12 protein-coding genes are annotated in these 15,624 nt (G+C 72.0%); 11 read left to right on the forward strand and 1 reads right to left on the reverse strand.

The window, feature by feature from the left end:
* The first annotated feature begins 116 nt into the window (after positions 1-116).
* The 7 genes from rsmI (at position 117) to ACFV1W_RS01370 (ending at position 8,120) form a co-directional block, all read left to right on the forward strand.
* Positions 117-986, forward strand: coding sequence for a 16S rRNA (cytidine(1402)-2'-O)-methyltransferase (gene rsmI, locus ACFV1W_RS01340; RefSeq protein WP_380411762.1), 870 nt, complete (start codon positions 117-119; stop codon positions 984-986).
* Between the two features lie 235 nt (positions 987-1,221).
* Complete coding sequence (locus ACFV1W_RS01345; protein WP_380411764.1) at positions 1,222-1,656, forward strand: hypothetical protein; 435 nt, start codon at positions 1,222-1,224, stop codon at positions 1,654-1,656.
* A gap of 123 nt (positions 1,657-1,779) precedes the next feature.
* Complete coding sequence (gene metG / locus ACFV1W_RS01350) at positions 1,780-3,399, forward strand: methionine--tRNA ligase (RefSeq protein WP_380411767.1); 1,620 nt, start codon at positions 1,780-1,782, stop codon at positions 3,397-3,399.
* Positions 3,399-4,277, forward strand: coding sequence for a TatD family hydrolase (locus ACFV1W_RS01355; protein ID WP_380411769.1), 879 nt, complete (start codon positions 3,399-3,401; stop codon positions 4,275-4,277). Before metG ends, ACFV1W_RS01355 begins: the two co-directional genes overlap by 1 nt.
* Before the next feature lie 57 nt (positions 4,278-4,334).
* Positions 4,335-5,252, forward strand: a complete 918-nt coding sequence (rsmA, locus tag ACFV1W_RS01360; protein WP_380411771.1) for a 16S rRNA (adenine(1518)-N(6)/adenine(1519)-N(6))-dimethyltransferase RsmA — start codon at positions 4,335-4,337, stop codon at positions 5,250-5,252.
* Positions 5,249-6,166, forward strand: a complete 918-nt coding sequence (locus ACFV1W_RS01365) for a 4-(cytidine 5'-diphospho)-2-C-methyl-D-erythritol kinase (RefSeq protein ID WP_380411773.1) — start codon at positions 5,249-5,251, stop codon at positions 6,164-6,166. The genes rsmA and ACFV1W_RS01365 overlap by 4 nt, the downstream gene beginning before the upstream one ends.
* Positions 6,167-6,287: 121 nt before the next feature.
* Positions 6,288-8,120, forward strand: coding sequence for an ABC-F family ATP-binding cassette domain-containing protein (locus ACFV1W_RS01370; protein ID WP_380411775.1), 1,833 nt, complete (start codon positions 6,288-6,290; stop codon positions 8,118-8,120).
* A gap of 22 nt (positions 8,121-8,142) precedes the next feature.
* Here the strand turns inward: ACFV1W_RS01370 and ACFV1W_RS01375 are convergent, their stop codons facing one another.
* Entirely contained in the window at positions 8,143-10,032 is a 1,890-nt protein-coding gene (locus ACFV1W_RS01375; RefSeq protein WP_380411776.1) for an FUSC family protein, read from the reverse strand.
* Positions 10,033-10,433: 401 nt separating this feature from the next.
* Between ACFV1W_RS01375 and ACFV1W_RS01380 the strand changes: the two genes are divergently transcribed.
* From ACFV1W_RS01380 to ACFV1W_RS01395, 4 genes are all read left to right on the forward strand, one after another.
* Positions 10,434-10,931, forward strand: coding sequence for a hypothetical protein (locus tag ACFV1W_RS01380; RefSeq protein ID WP_380411777.1), 498 nt, complete (start codon positions 10,434-10,436; stop codon positions 10,929-10,931).
* A 40-nt stretch (positions 10,932-10,971) separates the two neighbouring features.
* Positions 10,972-12,636, forward strand: coding sequence for a WXG100 family type VII secretion target (locus ACFV1W_RS01385; RefSeq protein WP_380411779.1), 1,665 nt, complete (start codon positions 10,972-10,974; stop codon positions 12,634-12,636).
* Between the two features lie 252 nt (positions 12,637-12,888).
* Positions 12,889-14,112 (forward strand): S8 family serine peptidase, encoded by a 1,224-nt coding sequence (locus ACFV1W_RS01390; protein ID WP_380411780.1) that lies wholly within the window; start codon positions 12,889-12,891, stop codon positions 14,110-14,112.
* Positions 14,113-14,278: 166 nt separating this feature from the next.
* A complete protein-coding gene (locus ACFV1W_RS01395) occupies positions 14,279-15,613 on the forward strand; it encodes an MFS transporter (protein ID WP_380411781.1) in 1,335 nt (444 codons plus the stop codon).
* Positions 15,614-15,624 lie beyond the last annotated feature (11 nt).

The following is a 15,624-nucleotide window of genomic DNA, read 5'->3' on the forward strand; positions in this document are numbered from 1 at the left end:
GCCACATCGTAGGGGCGCTCCTCGTACGTGTGAGCGGTCCCTCGGAAGCTGCCCGAATCGTCACCAAAAGCCCCGACGTGGACCGTCGGCCGCACCCAACTGCAAGGATGGGGCTCGTGACAGGAGTACTCGTTCTCGCAGGCACCCCCATCGGCGACGTCTCGGACGCCCCGCCCCGGCTGCTCACCGAGCTGGCCACAGCGGACGTGATCGCGGCCGAGGACACCCGGCGGCTGCGCCGGCTCACCCAGGCGCTCGGCGTGACCCCGGCCGGGCGGGTCGTCTCCTACTTCGAGGGCAACGAGGTCGGCCGCACCCCCGAGCTGGTCGAGGCGCTGCTCGGCGGCTCCCGGGTGCTGCTGGTCACCGACGCCGGGATGCCCTCCGTCTCCGACCCCGGCTACCGGCTGGTGGCGGCGGCCGTGGCGGCGGACGTCAAGGTCACCGCCGTGCCCGGCCCGTCCGCGGTGCTCACGGCGCTGGCGCTGTCCGGACTGCCGGTCGACCGCTTCACCTTCGAGGGCTTCCTGCCGCGCAAGACCGGCGACCGGGCCCGGCAGCTGGCCTCGATCGCGGCCGAGCCGCGCACCATGGTCTTCTTCGAGGCACCCCACCGGATCGCCGAGGCGCTCTCCGCGATGGCCGAGGCCTTCGGGCCGGAGCGGCCGGCCGCGGTGTGCCGCGAGCTCACCAAGACCTACGAGGAGGTCAAGCGCGGGCCCATCGGCGAGCTGGCGGCCTGGGCGGCGGAGGGCGTCAAGGGAGAGATCACCGTCGTGGTCGCGGGAGCCCCGCCGGCCGCGCCCCGGGAGCTGACCCCGGCCGAGCTGGCCCGGCTGGTGGCCCTCCGGGAGGAGGCCGGGGAGCGGCGCAAGGAGGCCATCGCGGCGGTCGCGGTCGAACTCTCCGTGCCCAAGCGGGAGGTCTTCGACGCGGTGGTCGCGGCCAAGAAGGAGGCGTCGGAAGAGGCCCTGAAAAGGGGGTGAATTCCGGGGGTTGCGAGGCGGGCGGGGAGTCGTACGGTTGAGAGAAGGCCCCGGTAAACACCCGCTGAGCTGAAGTTTCGGTCCTGGTGGACGAGCTCCGGGAGGCCCTTCGTATAGGACTTCCCAACCCGCCTCCAAGCTTTCACAAGAAGGGCGTCGGCCGGGCCTGTCCGGGCATTTCCTGGAATGGAAAGACCCAGCCGGGCGAGCGCCCGACGGGCAGTGGGAGTTGGCTATGAGCGACACGATCGGTAGCCCCCGCAGTGGCAACGCGCTGAACGTCCCCGGCCTGGCGGGGCGGGCGCACACTCCCGTCGAGACCGTACGGGAGGCCTACTCCTTCGCCTGCCTGCGCTGCGGGTACGGCTGGGAGCAGGCGTACGACATCGAGCACCACGTGGCCAGGGACGGCCACATCGTGTTCGAGTACCACGCCAACGGTGTCCGGGTGCCGTCCCCGCTGCTCAAGCCGACCTGCCCGGGATGCGGTGGCCACACCGTCCGGATCATGCGCGAGGGCCGGGTGGCCTCCGCCGACCAGCCCTGGCAGCACGCCCCCGGCTACCCGGCGCACGCCGAGCCGGCCGTGGTGCCCGTGGAGCCCGCGGTGGCCGGGCCCGGGAAGCCGCGCGGGCGCTGGGCCCGGTTCTGGGCGCGGCTGCTGGGCTGACCGCCGGACCGGGGAGCGGACCCGGAGCCGCCCGCCGCGAGCAGCGCGGCGGGCGGCCCCGCCGCACCACCGGCCCGAAACGCGGTCGAGGGGCGCGTTCGGGCCCGACTAAGCTTTCCGACCATGGCGGCCACTGCAGACCACAGCACCACCGGGGCGAGCGCCCCGGCGTACTACGTTTCCACTCCGATCTACTACGTCAACGACCGTCCCCACCTGGGCCACGCGTACACCACCGTGGCGGGCGACGTCCTCACCCGCTGGCACCGCCAGCGCGGCGAGAAGGTGTGGTACCTGACCGGCACCGACGAGCACGGCCAGAAGATCATGCGGACCGCCGAGGCCAACGGCGTCAGCCCGCAGGAGTGGTGCGACAAGCTGGTCGAGGAGGCCTGGAAGCCGCTCTGGCAGCACCTGGAGATCGCCAACGACGACTTCATCCGCACCACCGAGGAGCGGCACACCGCCCGGGTGCAGGAGTTCGTCCAGGACCTGTACGACAAGGGCGAGATCTACAAGGGCGGCTACTCCGGCCCGTACTGCGTCGGCTGCGAGGAGTTCAAGCTCCCCTCCGAGCTGCTGGACGGCGCCACCGAGGACGAGAAGCTCTGCTCCGTCCACAAGAAGCCGGTCGAGTGGCTGGAGGAGGAGAACTACTTCTTCCGGCTCTCCGCCTACGCCGAGCGGCTGCTGGAGTTCTACGCGGCCAACCCCGACTTCATCCAGCCGGCCTCGGCCCGCAACGAGGTGCTGCGCTTCGTCGAGCAGGACCTCAAGGACCTCTCGATCTCCCGCTCCACCTTCAACTGGGGCGTCCCGCTGCCCTGGGACGAGAAGCACGTCCTCTACGTCTGGGTGGACGCGCTGCAGAACTACATCACCGCGGCCGGCTACGGCAGCGACCCGGAGCGCTTCGCCGAGCTGTGGCCGGCCTCCGTCCACCTGGTCGGCAAGGACATCCTGCGCTTCCACGCGGTGATCTGGCCCGCCATGCTGATGGCCGCGGGCCTGCCGCTGCCCAAGCGGGTCGTCGCCAACGGCTGGCTGATGGTCGGCGGCGAGAAGATGTCCAAGTCCAACCTGACCGGCATCGCGCCCACCGACCTCACCTCGCACTTCGGCGTGGACGCCTACCGCTACTACTTCCTGCGGGCGATCCCGTTCGGCACGGACGGCTCGTTCTCCTGGGAGGACTTCACCGCCCGCTACACCTCCGAGCTCGCCAACGACTTCGGCAACCTGGCCTCCCGGGTCGCCGCGATGGTCGGCAAGTACTTCGGCGGGGCGCTGCCCGCCTCGGCCGCGCACGGCGACGCCGAGCAGGCCGTCGCGGACGGGCTGCGCACGGCGGTCGAGGTCGCCGACCGGAAGATCGGCGAGGAGCTGGACTTCGCCGGCGGCCTCGCGGCGGTCTTCGAGTTCGTCAAGCAGGTCAACGGCTACCTCACCGAGCAGGAGCCGTGGAAGGTCGCCAAGGACGAGTCGGCCGAGGGGCGGGCCCGCCTGGCCACCATCCTCTACACCGCCGCCGAGTCGCTGCGCGGCACCGCGGTGCTGCTCAACCCGGTGATGCCGTCCACCGCCGAGAAGCTGTGGGCCTCGCTGGGTGCCGCCGAGGGCCTCGGGGCGCTCGCCGACCAGCCCGTCGCCACCGCCGGCGACTGGGGCCGGCTGCCCGCCGGTGCCACCGTCACCAAGGGCGAGATCCTGTTCCCGCGCCTCGAAGAGAAGCCGGCCTCCTGATGCCCGCCAAGGACGACGACCGGTCGACCCCGCCGCCGCTGCCGGAACCCCTGGCCGTGGCGGTGGCCGACTCGCACACCCACCTCGACATGCAGGCCGGCACCCCGGCCGAGGGGCTCGCCCGGGCCGCCTCGGTCGGGGTCACCACGGTGGTCCAGGTGGGCTGCGACGTGCCCGGCTCGCGCTGGGCCGCCGAACTGGCGGCCTCGTACGAGCAGGTGCACGCGGCCGTCGCCCTGCACCCCAACGAGGCGCCGCGGATCTTCCTCGGCGACCCGGACGGCTGGTCCGGGCAGCGGCGGCCCGCCGGTGGCCGGGCGGCGCTGGACGAGGCGCTCGCCGAGATAGACGCGCTGGCCGCCCTGCCCCAGGTGCTCGCCGTCGGCGAGACCGGCCTGGACTACTTCCGCACCGGGCCGGAGGGCGTGGAGATCCAGAAGGAGTCGTTCCGCCGCCACATCGAGATGGCCAAGCGGCACGGCAAGGCCCTGGTCATCCACGACCGCGACGCCCACGAGGACGTCATCGCCGTCCTGCTGGCGGAGGGCGCCCCGGAGCGGACGGTCTTCCACTGCTACTCGGGCGACGCCGGGATGGCCGAGGTCTGCGCCGAGCACGGCTGGTACCTCTCCTTCGCCGGTCCGGTCACCTTCAAGGCCAACCAGCCGCTGCGCGACGCCCTGCTGGCCACCCCGCTCGACCGGATCCTGGTCGAGACCGACGCCCCCTTCCTCACCCCGCACCCCTACCGGGGACGGCCGAACGCGCCGTACCTGATCCCGGTCACGGTCCGCTCGATGGCCGCCACCCTGGGCCTGCACGAGGACGAGCTGTCGGCGGCCATCGCGGAGAACACCGCCCGGGCCTTCGGGTACTGAAGCGCGCCCCGGATCGGTGCGTCCGGGCGCCGGCCCGTACGCCCGTATCCTTGGCGCGTGAGCACCACCGACCCCACCCCTGACAGCCGTCCCCAGTCTCCGGCCGGGGGGACCCCCTTGCTGGGCAGCGCCGACATCCGGGAACTGGCGGCCGCGTTCGGCGTGAAGCCGACCAAGCAGCGCGGGCAGAACTTCGTCATCGACGGCAACACCGTGCGGCGGATCGTCCGGGCCGCCGAGGTGACGGAGCAGGACGCGGTGGTGGAGGTCGGCCCCGGGCTCGGCTCGCTGACGCTGGCGCTGCTGGAGGTGGCGCGGCACGTCACGGCGGTCGAGATCGACCCGGTGCTCGCCCAGCACCTGCCGGACACCGTCGCGGCCCGGATGCCCGGCAGGGCGGACGCCTTCGACCTGGTGTTCAGCGACGCCATGGAGGTCACCGAGCTGCCCGGCCCGGCGCCCACCGCGCTGGTCGCCAACCTGCCGTACAACGTGGCCGTGCCCGTCCTGCTGCACATGCTGGCGACCTTCCCCAGCATCGAGCGGACCCTGGTGATGGTGCAGAGCGAGGTCGCCGACCGGCTCGCCGCCAAGCCCGGCAACAAGGTGTACGGCGTCCCGTCGGTCAAGGCCAACTGGTACGCCGAGGTGAAGCGGGCCGGCGCGATCGGGCGCAACGTGTTCTGGCCCGCCCCCAACGTGGACTCCGGGCTGGTCTCGCTGATCCGCCGCGAGCCGCCGAAGACCACGGCCAGCCGCGAAGAGGTGTTCGCGGTGGTCGACGCCGCGTTCGCCCAGCGCCGCAAGACCCTGCGCGCCGCGCTGGCCGGCTGGGCCGGCTCCGCGGCCGCGGCCGAGCAGGCCCTCGCGGCCGCCGGCATTGACCACAAGCTGCGCGGCGAGATGCTGACGGTGGAACAGTTCGCCGCGATCGCCGAGCACAAGCCCGCCAGGCCTGCCGAGGACAGCGAGTGATCACCGTACGGGTACCGGCCAAGGTCAACGTCCAGCTCGGGGTCGGCGGACTGCGCGCCGACGGGTTCCACGACCTGGCCAACGTCTTCTTCGCCGTCGCGCTGGGTGACGAGGTCACGGCGACCCCGGGCGAGGGCGTCACGCTGACCTGCTCCGGGCCCGACGCCGACGCCGTCCCGCTCGACGACAGCAACCTCGCCGCCCGCGCCGCCCGGCTGCTCGCCGCCCACCACGGGATCGCCGACCCGGGCGTGCGCCTGCACATCGCCAAGGCCATCCCGGTGGCCGGCGGCATGGCCGGCGGCAGCGCCGACTGCGCCGCCGCGCTGGTCGCCTGCGACGCGCTGTGGAAGCTCGACACGCCCTTCGAGACGCTGCTGGAACTCGCCGCCGAACTGGGCTCCGACGTGCCGTTCGCCCTGCTCGGCGGCGTCGCGCTGGGCCGCGGCCGGGGCGAGATCCTGGAGCCGCTCGCCGTCTCCGGCACCTTCCACTGGGTCTTCGCGGTCGCCGACGGCGGCCTGTCCACCCCTGCCGTCTTCCGCGAGTGCGACCGGCTGCGCGAGGAGGCCGGCACCGGCTCCAGCGACACCGACGTCCGCACCCCCGACGCCGACCCGGCGCTGCTCGCCGCCCTCGCCGAGGGCGACGCCGTCGCCCTGGCCGCCGCGCTCGCCAACGACCTCCAGCCCGCGGCGCTCTCGCTGCGCCCCTCGCTGGCCGACACCCTGCGGGCCGGCACCGAGGCCGGCGCGCTCGGCGCCCTGGTCTCCGGCTCCGGGCCGACCTGCGCCTTCCTGGCCAAGGACGCCGAGGCGGCCACCGCCGTCGCTGCGGCCCTGCTGGCCTCCGGAACCTGCCGGGCCGCGCACGCCACGCACGGGCCGGTGCCGGGCGCTTCGGTGGTTTCCTGACGCGTCCGGGGCTCCCGGCCGGGCCCATTAGGCTGGAGTGATCGGGGAGCCCCCGAGAGGGGGCGTCCCACCGCTGAGGGCGGGCCGCCCCGCGACCGCCGAACCCAGGAGCGCAGCACACGTGGCCGTCAACCTCGCCACCATCGAGTCCGTCACGAAGGTCTACGGCACCCGCACCCTGCTGGACGCGGTGAGCCTGGGCGTGAGCGAGGGCGACCGGATCGGCGTCGTCGGCCGCAACGGCGACGGCAAGACCACCCTGATCCGGATGCTCGCCAAGCTGGAGGAGCCCGACGGCGGCCGGATCACCTGGAGCGGCGGCCTCGAACCGGCCGTCCTCACCCAGCACGACTCGCTCGACCCCACGGCCACCATCCGGCACGAGGTCATCGCCGACCGCGCCGACCACGAGTGGCTCGGCGACGCCCGGATCCGCGACATCATCGAAGGCCTCTTCGGCGGCCTCGACCTGCCCGGCTTCGCCGACGGCCTGGACACCGTCATCGGCCCGCTCTCCGGCGGCGAGCGCCGCCGCATCGCCCTCGCCAAGCTGCTGCTCGGCTCCCCGGAGCTGATCATCCTCGACGAGCCCACCAACCACCTCGACGTCGAGGGCATCAACTGGCTCGCCCAGCACCTGCAGAAGCGCCGCTCCGCGCTGGTCTGCGTCACCCACGACCGCTGGTTCCTCGACCAGGTCTGTACCCGGATGTGGGACGTCCAGCACGGCGAGGTGCACGAGTACGAGGGCGGCTACTCCGACTACGTCTTCGCCCGCGCCGAGCGCTCCAGGATCGAGGCCGTCGAGGAGCAGAAGCGCCAGAACCTGGCCCGCAAGGAGCTCGCCTGGCTGCGCCGCGGCGCCCCCGCCCGCACCTCCAAGCCGCGCTACCGGATCGAGGCGGCCAACGCCCTGATCGCGGACGTGCCGGAGCCCCGGGACAAGAGCGAGCTGATGAAGTTCGCCAACGCCCGGCTCGGGAAGACCGTCTTCGACCTGGAGAACGTCACCGTCAAGGCCGGCCCCAAGCTGCTGTTGGAGAACCTCACCTGGCAGCTCGGCCCCGGCGACCGGATCGGCCTGCTCGGCGTCAACGGCGCCGGCAAGACCTCGCTGCTGCGCGCCATGCGGGACGCGTACGCCTCCGAGGGCGACGTGCAGCCGGCCTCCGGCGTCGTCAAGGTCGGCAAGACCGTGCGGCTGGCCTACCTGTCGCAGGAGATCGCCGAACTGGACCCGGAGATCCGGGTGCTGCAGGCCGTCGAGCAGGTGCGCTCGCGGGTCGACCTCGGCAAGGGCCGGGAGATGAGCGCCGGGCAGCTGTGCGAGCAGTTCGGCTTCGGCAAGGACAAGCAGTGGACCCCGGTCGGCGACCTGTCCGGCGGCGAGCGGCGGCGGCTCCAGTTGCTGCGGCTGCTGATGGACGAGCCCAACGTGCTCTTCCTCGACGAGCCGACCAACGACCTGGACATCGAGACCCTCAACCAGCTGGAGGACCTCCTCGACGGCTGGCCCGGCTCGATGGTCGTCATCAGCCACGACCGGTTCTTCATCGAGCGGACCACGGACGTCGTCCACGCGCTGCTCGGCGACAGGAAGATGCGGATGCTGCCGGGCGGCGTGGACGAGTACCTGGAGCGGCGGGCGCGGATGGCCGCCGCGGCGGCTGCCGCCTCCGCCTCCGCTTCCGGTGGGTCCGCCCCGGCTGCTGCCGAGGCCGCGGCCGCCTCCGGGCTGTCCGGCGGGGACCTGCGCGCCGCGAAGAAGGAGATGCAGAAGCTGGAGCGGCAGATCGCCAAGCTGGACGAGAAGGAGTCCAAGCTGCACGCCCAACTCGCGGAGCACGCCGCCGACTTCTCCAAGGTCGCCGAGCTGGACGGGCAGCTGCGTGCGGTCCGCGAGGAGAAGGAGGAGCTGGAGATGAGCTGGCTGGAGCTCGCCGAGCAGGTCTGAGGCACGTCCTTCCGGGCCTGGACTACCGCCTTCTGAGCAGTACTTCGAGTTCGTCCGCCGCACGGCCCAGCGCACTGAGCGCCGGGTCGTGCGGCGCACTCGGCCGGGCCGCGGGCCTGGTCGGCGGCCGGTGCTCCCGGGCCGCCGCGGTCAGTTCGTCCAGCGCCCGGCGGACCCGCTCCGTCTCGGCCGGGTCCGGCACCCGGCCGCCGTACCGGGTCTGCGCGGCGAACGCCGCCACCGCGCCGCCGAGCCGCTCCAGCGCGGCCGTGGCCGGCAGCCACTGCTCGGCCAGCCGGCCGGTCGGCGGCGGCTCGGCCAAGCCCTGCCGCACCTCCTGCCGGGCGTCCGCCAACGCCCGGTAGGCCGTACGGCGCAGCCACACCTCGCCCGTCCTCCGGTGGTCGGTCACCGCGTCCAGGTAGGCGCGCAGCGCGGTCGTCGCGGTGACCAGCCGCGGCTCGATCCGGTGGCGCGGGCGCTCCGGCCACAGCAGGTAGCCGAAGAGCAGCACCACCGCGCTCGCCAGCACGCTGTCCAGCACCCGGGGCCAGAACTCGGCCGCGCCGCTCTGCCCGCCGAGTTGGAGCAGCACCAGTGCCATCGGCGTCATCACCACGGTGTTCAGCCCGTAGTGCGCCGCCGTGGCGTACGGCAGCAGGGCGACGCAGAGCGCCGCCACCGCGGTCAGTGCCCACTTCTCGGTGGTCAGCGACAGCAGCGCCGCCGTCACCACCACGCCGAGCACCGTGCCGACAGCACGGCTCACCGCGCGCAGGAACACCGAACCGAGGTCCGGCTTCAACACGAAGGCGATCGTCATCGGCACCCAGTAGCTCTTGCTCAGCGGGAAGCCGGCCGTCACCACCGAACCCACGGCGATGCACAGCGCGACCCGCAGGCCGTACCGGACCGACGGCCCGGACAGCAGTCCGGCCCGCAGCCACCACGGGTCCGGCGGAGGCGCCGGAGCGGTGCCGATCCGCGCCGGACGGCCCGCCACGGCCTCGGCGGCGGCCCGCAGCGCCTCGTCCAGCGCCTGCCGGGCCGGGGTGTCAGGCCGCCAGTCCGGCACCACCACCTCGCCACCGCCCCGCCGGACCGCCTCCGCCAGCAGCCCCGGCACTGCGGCCACCTCCGGGGGGACGGGCCGCCAGGCCCACAGCAGGCCGGTCGCCGCCTCCGTCGCGGCCAGGGCCGCCTCGTACACCGGGCGCAGGCCGGTGCGTTCCGCCCGGCCGTGGTCCGGCAGCAGGTCCTGCAACTGGTTCAGCCGGGCCGTCAGCACCCGGCGGGAGTCCGCACCCCGTGCGGTACCCAGATCGGCGAGGGTACGGCCGAGCGCCTCGTACACGGCGGCCAACGCCCGGTTGCGCGGATCGGCGGCGGGCCGGCGGTGCGCGGTGGCCGGCAGGCCCAACAGCACGACGAGGGCGGCACCCACCAGCATCATCGGCGCCGCCGCCCACCACGGCCCGGGCAACGGCATCCCACTGCCCAACGCGGCCGACACCAGCAGCAGCATCCCCGCCGCCGACCCGCGCGGGCCGGTCGCACTCGACGCACCCGACACGAACGCCGTCAGCGTCAGCCCCGCACCGAGCCCGGCCGCACCCACGTGCGCGTGCTGCAACGCCGTACCGACCAGCATCCCCAGCGCCGAAGCCGCCACCGCGGACCCGATCCGGGCCACCCGCAGCAGCGCCGGCTCGATCCGGTCGTTCATCGTCGCGTGCATCGCCCCCAGCCCGGCGAACACCCCCAGGCCCAGCCGGTGCGACAGCAGCCCGACGCTCAGCGGCACCGCCAACCCGACCGCCGCCCGCACCATCAACACCACCGGCACCGGCGGCCGCGCGGGCCGCACGGCACGGGCCCACCAGGGGGTCGGGAGCTGCTCGTGCACAGGCATGCCGTCACGTCCGTTCTGCGGCCTCGGGTCGCTGCTGTGCGACGTTGCGCGGCAGATGGGGCGTACCGGGACAGTCTATCCAGCGGCCGGGAGCGGGTTGTACGTGTCAAGTTCGTACCGATCGAGCCCGGGCAGGGCAAGGTCCCTGCCGGTCCGACAGGGGTGGTGGCTACCATGACGGAGGCGGCAGACCGCCCTCAGGGCGGTGTGGTCGAGCCGACCAGGACGGTACGAACAAGAAGTTGACGGTGTGTTGCGGCAGGGAGGGCCCGGGAGTCGCCCGGGTGCCCGGCCGTACGGGGGAGAGGTGGACTGCTGTGTCAGACGGTGCGCAGAGCTCGGGGGCTCCGGCGAACCCTGCGGGGGCGAACCCCGGGGGCTCGGCTGATTCGACGCCGTTCATGCTGGACGGGCCGAAGATTCCCTTGCCCTGGGGTGGAATCAATCTTGCTCCCGTCGTCAGCACGGCGCAGACGGACGTCAGCGCCGGCGACCTGGTGGCGGCTTTCGGCAAGCACGACGTCAATGTCGAGATCGACACCCTTACCGTGTTCGCGAAGAAGATCGAGGCTCTGCTCGCAGCGATGGAGGGCTCAGAGGCAGCGCCATACAACCTCGAAGCGCAGACCTTGACTCAGCAGAGCTTCGTCAGTGGCCATACCCCTGAAAGCTTCCCGGAAGCGGTCGCCCTGTCCAGCACCTACGGCAAGGTTCACTCCCAGCTCGTCAAGCTGCACAAGGACTTCGTGTCGCAGATTAGCGCCATGCAGAAGGCGGTCACGACCACGGAAGCCAATTACCGGACCAACGAGAACAATGCGACTGCCGCCCAGAACGCGGTCGCGAGCAGCGCTGGTAACGCGGGGACGAACGGACCCGCCGGTAAGTACGACTTCTGATGGCGAGCGGAGACGGTTAACGGGGAACGGGGAGCAAGTAGTGGCAGGCGAAACGAACTTTGAAGGTCTGGACCATTCCGTCCTTCACGACATGGTCAACGGCACCAGTCCCCAGACGGTGCTTAGCCGCGGTACCCAGCTGCAGGCGGCTGGACGTGTTCTGACAGAACTCAGCGCTGCGCTCAAGTCGCATCTCGGTAACGTCAACTGGGAAGGTCAGGCTGCCGAGAACTTCAAGACGTGGGCCGGCAATCTGCAGCAGTCCGCGGAGAAGTTGGGCGCCTACTCCACGGGTGCGGGCAATGCCATGCACCAAGCGGGCGAAGCACTCAGTACTGCAAAGGTCGCCATGCCAAAGGTGCCGACGACTGACGTAGACACGGTGAGCAGGCATGCAGGTCAGACGGTTGACCCAGCGGCCTACACGACGGCCAGCTTCATGCCCGAGGGGGCGACCCCCGCGAACATCGATTCGATCATGCAGAAGCGTAAGGAAGGCTGGGTTACCCAAGCCGACTTCGAGGCCGCGTCGAAGCGGGTCTACCAGGCGCACCAGGATGCCGTCCATCAGATGGAGAATCTGGCGCAGGCGTATGCGGCGGCTACGACGACGCTGAACGGGCTCGGCGACAACGTGGTACTTCCGGGGACGCCTGACTCGAGTAGTAACAAGGACGAATCCACCACTGCCTCGGGTGGCAGCGGCGGATATGTCGGTTCCGGAGGCGCCCTTCGCAGCCCACGAACAAGTGGGAGCAGCGGAGGTGGGAGCGTTCCCCCGTCTGGCGGTGACTACGGTGGTGGTTCCGTGACCTACCGCGAGGCCGGGACGAGTGCATCGAACGCCGGTACGTCACACCACCCCGGATCGAATGCCCCGTACGACCGCGGCCAGCTGCCTCCGCCGCCGCACGACCCGGGCACGCCCACTCCGTCTTCCCATCCGTCGGACCCGGTCATCCGCCCGGGTACCGGCCTGGACAGTCTCCCGACCCTCCCGGACCAGACCGCCCCGGTCGGCCCCGGTAGCGGCCCCGTGCTGCCGAACGGCCCGAGCGGAACTCCGGCCTACCCCGGTGGGCCCAGTGGCCCTGGCAGTCTGCCCGGCCTGCCGGGCGGCGGGCCCATCGGCGGCTTCCCGAGCGGGACCAGCGGCGGCTCCGTCCCGGCCAAGGGCATCGGCAGCATCCCCGGTAAGAGCGGCGGCTCGGTGCCCCTCCGCACCGGCCCCTTCGCCGGCGGCTCGGTACCGGGCAAGGCCGGTACCCCGGGTCTGCCCAGCGGAACGGTCTTCGGCCGAGAGGGCGCGGTGAACGGCGGCCGGGTCGGTGGGTCGTCCATGGGCAGTGGGATGGGCATGCACCCTGGCATGGGCGGCGGCCACGGTGTGGGTGGCGGCGGTGTCGGTAGCTCGCGTGGGCGGGGTCTGACCTCGACCGCCGGTGGAACGGTCGGGGGCCGCAAGGGCCCCGCCGCCGGCGGGGAGTTCACCCCGGGCGGTACGGGTCTTCGCAACCGGGCGGCTGCAGCAGGCGCCGCCGAGGGCGGCTCCCGGTCCGGGCAGAACGGCATGATGGCCCCGGGCGCGAGCGGCCACGGCGGCAAGAAGGACCGAGACCGCCGCAACCGCGCGGACTACCTCCACGAGGACGAGGAGACCTGGACCAGCGGTACGCCGCACAGCAACCCGGACGTGATTGAGTAGGACGACAACGACTGCCCGGCCACTGGGCTCACCCAGTGGCCGGGCAGATCTGTTCAGAGCTGTGGTTCTCTGGTTGCTGAGGAACGATGAGGAGTTGTGATGGGGTGGACGGACGCACGAGTGCGCTGGCGGGCTGCTGGTGCGGCCCTCCTGGCTGCGGGAGTCGTGGCAGGCCCGGTCGCAGCACCAGCGGTTGCTGAGGACACAATTCGGCAGCAGCAGTGGCACCTGGAAGCTATGCAAGCCCCCGAGATGTGGAAGACGTCCAAGGGGCAGGGGATCACTGTCGCGGTGATCGACGGCGGATTCAAGCTCGATCACCCGGACTTGGAGGGTCAGTTCCTTCCAGGTAAGGACTTCAGCGGTAGCTCCGGAGGCGTGGGGTCCTTCGGCGACGGACATGGCACAGGCATCGCCAGCCTCATCGCGGGAACTGGGAAAGGCATGGGAGGAACGGGTGCCCAAGGTCTGGCGCCCGGGGTAAAGATACTTCCGCTGAAGATCAACAACGGCTCTGTCGGCGCGCTGGTTGCCTCGGATTTCTTGGGGCAGATCGGACAGGCCATCAACTACGCAGTCGACCAGGGCGCGAAGGTCATCAATATCTCCCAGGGCATGGAAGCGGTAACCGCCTTTCCAGAGGATGTCGCCAAGCTGAACGGCATCATCGCTGCCGCCAGGGCGAAGGGTGTCCTGATCGTTTCAAGTGTGGGTAACGAAGCGCAGAAGGGGAATCCGGTTGAGTATCCGGGCGCCCTTCCCGGCGTCGTGGGCGTAGCGGCCCTCGATCACGACGCATCCGTTACACCTGAGTCTGAACATGGCCCGCAGGTCGTACTCGCCGCGCCCGGTATGGATATGATTGCCGGTTGCACCTCCCCCACGGGCTATTGCAAGAGTCATGGAACATCTGATGCTGCTGCATTGGTTTCAGCTTCGGCTGCGTTGGTCTGGTCGGTTCACAAGGAGTGGACTGCGAATCAGGTCTTGCGGGTTCTCATCAACACTGCGGGGAAGCCGCACGACGGGTCTGTTCGTAACGATCTCGGCGGCTACGGCTCCGTGCGCCCCCGGGTCGCGTTGACGGATCCGGGGGATCCTGGCCCGGCGGATGTGTCTCCGGTTCCGGCGGCAACTCCGGTGGCGACGGCGAGTCCGTCTGCGTCGGCGAGTACGTCAGCTCCCACTTCGTCGACACCGGGCTCTCTTGGAAGCCCAAGCGATGTGGCGGTAAGTGCGCCGACCGCACAGCCGAAGGCTGAGGCGTCGTCCGGGTCGAGCAGCGTGCTGCCGGTCGTGGGTGGCGTGGTGGCCGGGCTGTTGGTGGTGGCCGGGGTGGTGTTCGCCGTGGTGAGGAGGCGGAAGGCGGCTGTGCCGCTGGTGCCTCCGCAGCAGTCGGTGGGTTCGGTGACTCCGCCGCCTCCGCCGTCGCACCAGCCGTCGGTGCCGCCGGAGGACAACCCGTACGCGAGGTAGGCGGTCGGCCGCACGCAACAACTGCCCGGCCACTGGGCCAACCCAGTGGCCGGGCAGTCCTGTTCGGGCGCGCGACGCGCCAGGTGGGCGCGGCGGCCGGGGTGCGCGCTGGAGTCACCCGGGTGGGGGCTGGTGGGGGGCCCGGGTGGTGGTGAGGGTGGGTGGTATGGATGCGGAGGGTGCCCGGCGGGCCGGGCAGTTGCGGCGGGCTGCGGCTGCGGCGTTGATCGGGACGGCGATCGAGTTCTACGACTTCTTCCTGTACGGGACGGCGGCCGCGTTGGTGTTCGGCCCGGTGTTCTTTCCCGGACTGGGCACGGTGGGGGCGCTGTTGGCGGCGTTCTCGGTGTATGCGGTGGCGTTCCTGGCCCGGCCGTTGGGGGCGGTGGTGTTCGGGCACTTCGGGGACCGGGTGGGCCGGAAGGCGACGCTGGTGGTGTCGTTGCTGTTGATGGGGCTGGCGACGGCGGCGGTGGGGTTGTTGCCGGGCTTCGCGGCGTGGGGGTGGTGGTCGCCGGTGCTGCTGGTGGTGTTCCGGGTCTGCCAGGGCGTCGGGTTGGGCGGGGAGTGGGGTGGGGCGGCGCTGCTGATCGCGGAGAACGCGCCCTCCGGGCGGCGCGGGCGGTACGGGGGGTTCCTGCAGTTGGGGCCGTCGGCCGGGTTCGTGCTGGCGAACGGCGGGTTCCTGGCGCTCCAACTGGGGCTGGACGAGCGGTCGTTCCGGGAGTGGGGCTGGCGGGTGCCGTTCCTGGCCTCGCTGGCGCTGGTGGCGGTGGGGCTGTTCGTGCGGTTGCGGCTGGCGGAGTCGCCGCTGTTCCGGGCGGACGTGCCGCGGGACCGTGCGCCGGTGGTGGAGGTGCTCCGCGAGCACTGGCGGCCGGTGTTGGCGGGCGGCGGGGCGATCACGGTCGGGTACGCGCTGTTCTACCTGACCACCACCTACGCGCTGGCGTACGCGACGTCCGGCCTTGGGGTGGCGAGCACGGTGGTGCTGGCGATGCTGCTGGCCGGAGCGCTGGGCGGGGCGGTGACGGTGTGGCTGAGTGCCTCGCTCAGTGACCGCTGGGGCCGGCGGCGGACGTTGTGGTGGGCGACGGGCCTGGCGGCCGGGTGGTCGCTGGTGCTGTTCCCGCTGCTGGAGACGGTGCGCCGGCCGCTGATGTTCCTGGCGCTGGCCGGGGCGATGGTGGTGCTGGGCGGTCTGCTGGGCCCGTTGGCGGCGTTCCTGCCGGAGCTGTTCCCGACCCGGGTGCGCTACACGGGGGCCGCGTTGACGTACAACCTGGGCGGGGTGGTCGGCGGGGCGACGACGCCGCTGGTGGCGACCAGGCTGACGGCGGTGTACGGGACGGCGCAGCCGGCCGGCTGGTACCTGGCGGCCCTGGGCGTGGTGGCCCTGGGCTGCCTGTGGACGCTGCCGGACACCACCGGTGCGGAGTTGGCGGCGGTGGACGGCGGCCGCCGCCGGGCGCCCGTTCTGGGGGCGGACCCGGCGGCGTAGCCGTACAGGGG

This window comes from Kitasatospora sp. NPDC059648 (genome assembly GCF_042734825.1).
Taxonomy (GTDB): Bacteria; Actinomycetota; Actinomycetes; order Streptomycetales; family Streptomycetaceae; genus Kitasatospora.

What these genes read in the sequence shown, in the direction of transcription:
- ACFV1W_RS01390 (WP_380411780.1), top strand. Translation starts at nt 12,889, where the DNA reads ATGTGGAAGACGTCCAAGGGGCAGGGGATCACTGTCGCGGTGATCGAC.
- ACFV1W_RS01375 (WP_380411776.1), bottom strand. Translation starts at nt 10,032, where the DNA reads ATGCCTGTGCACGAGCAGCTCCCGACCCCCTGGTGGGCCCGTGCCGTG.
- metG (WP_380411767.1), top strand. Translation starts at nt 1,780, where the DNA reads ATGGCGGCCACTGCAGACCACAGCACCACCGGGGCGAGCGCCCCGGCG.
- ACFV1W_RS01345 (WP_380411764.1), top strand. Translation starts at nt 1,222, where the DNA reads ATGAGCGACACGATCGGTAGCCCCCGCAGTGGCAACGCGCTGAACGTC.
- ACFV1W_RS01380 (WP_380411777.1), top strand. Translation starts at nt 10,434, where the DNA reads ATGCTGGACGGGCCGAAGATTCCCTTGCCCTGGGGTGGAATCAATCTT.
- ACFV1W_RS01355 (WP_380411769.1), top strand. Translation starts at nt 3,399, where the DNA reads ATGCCCGCCAAGGACGACGACCGGTCGACCCCGCCGCCGCTGCCGGAA.
- ACFV1W_RS01395 (WP_380411781.1), top strand. Translation starts at nt 14,279, where the DNA reads ATGGATGCGGAGGGTGCCCGGCGGGCCGGGCAGTTGCGGCGGGCTGCG.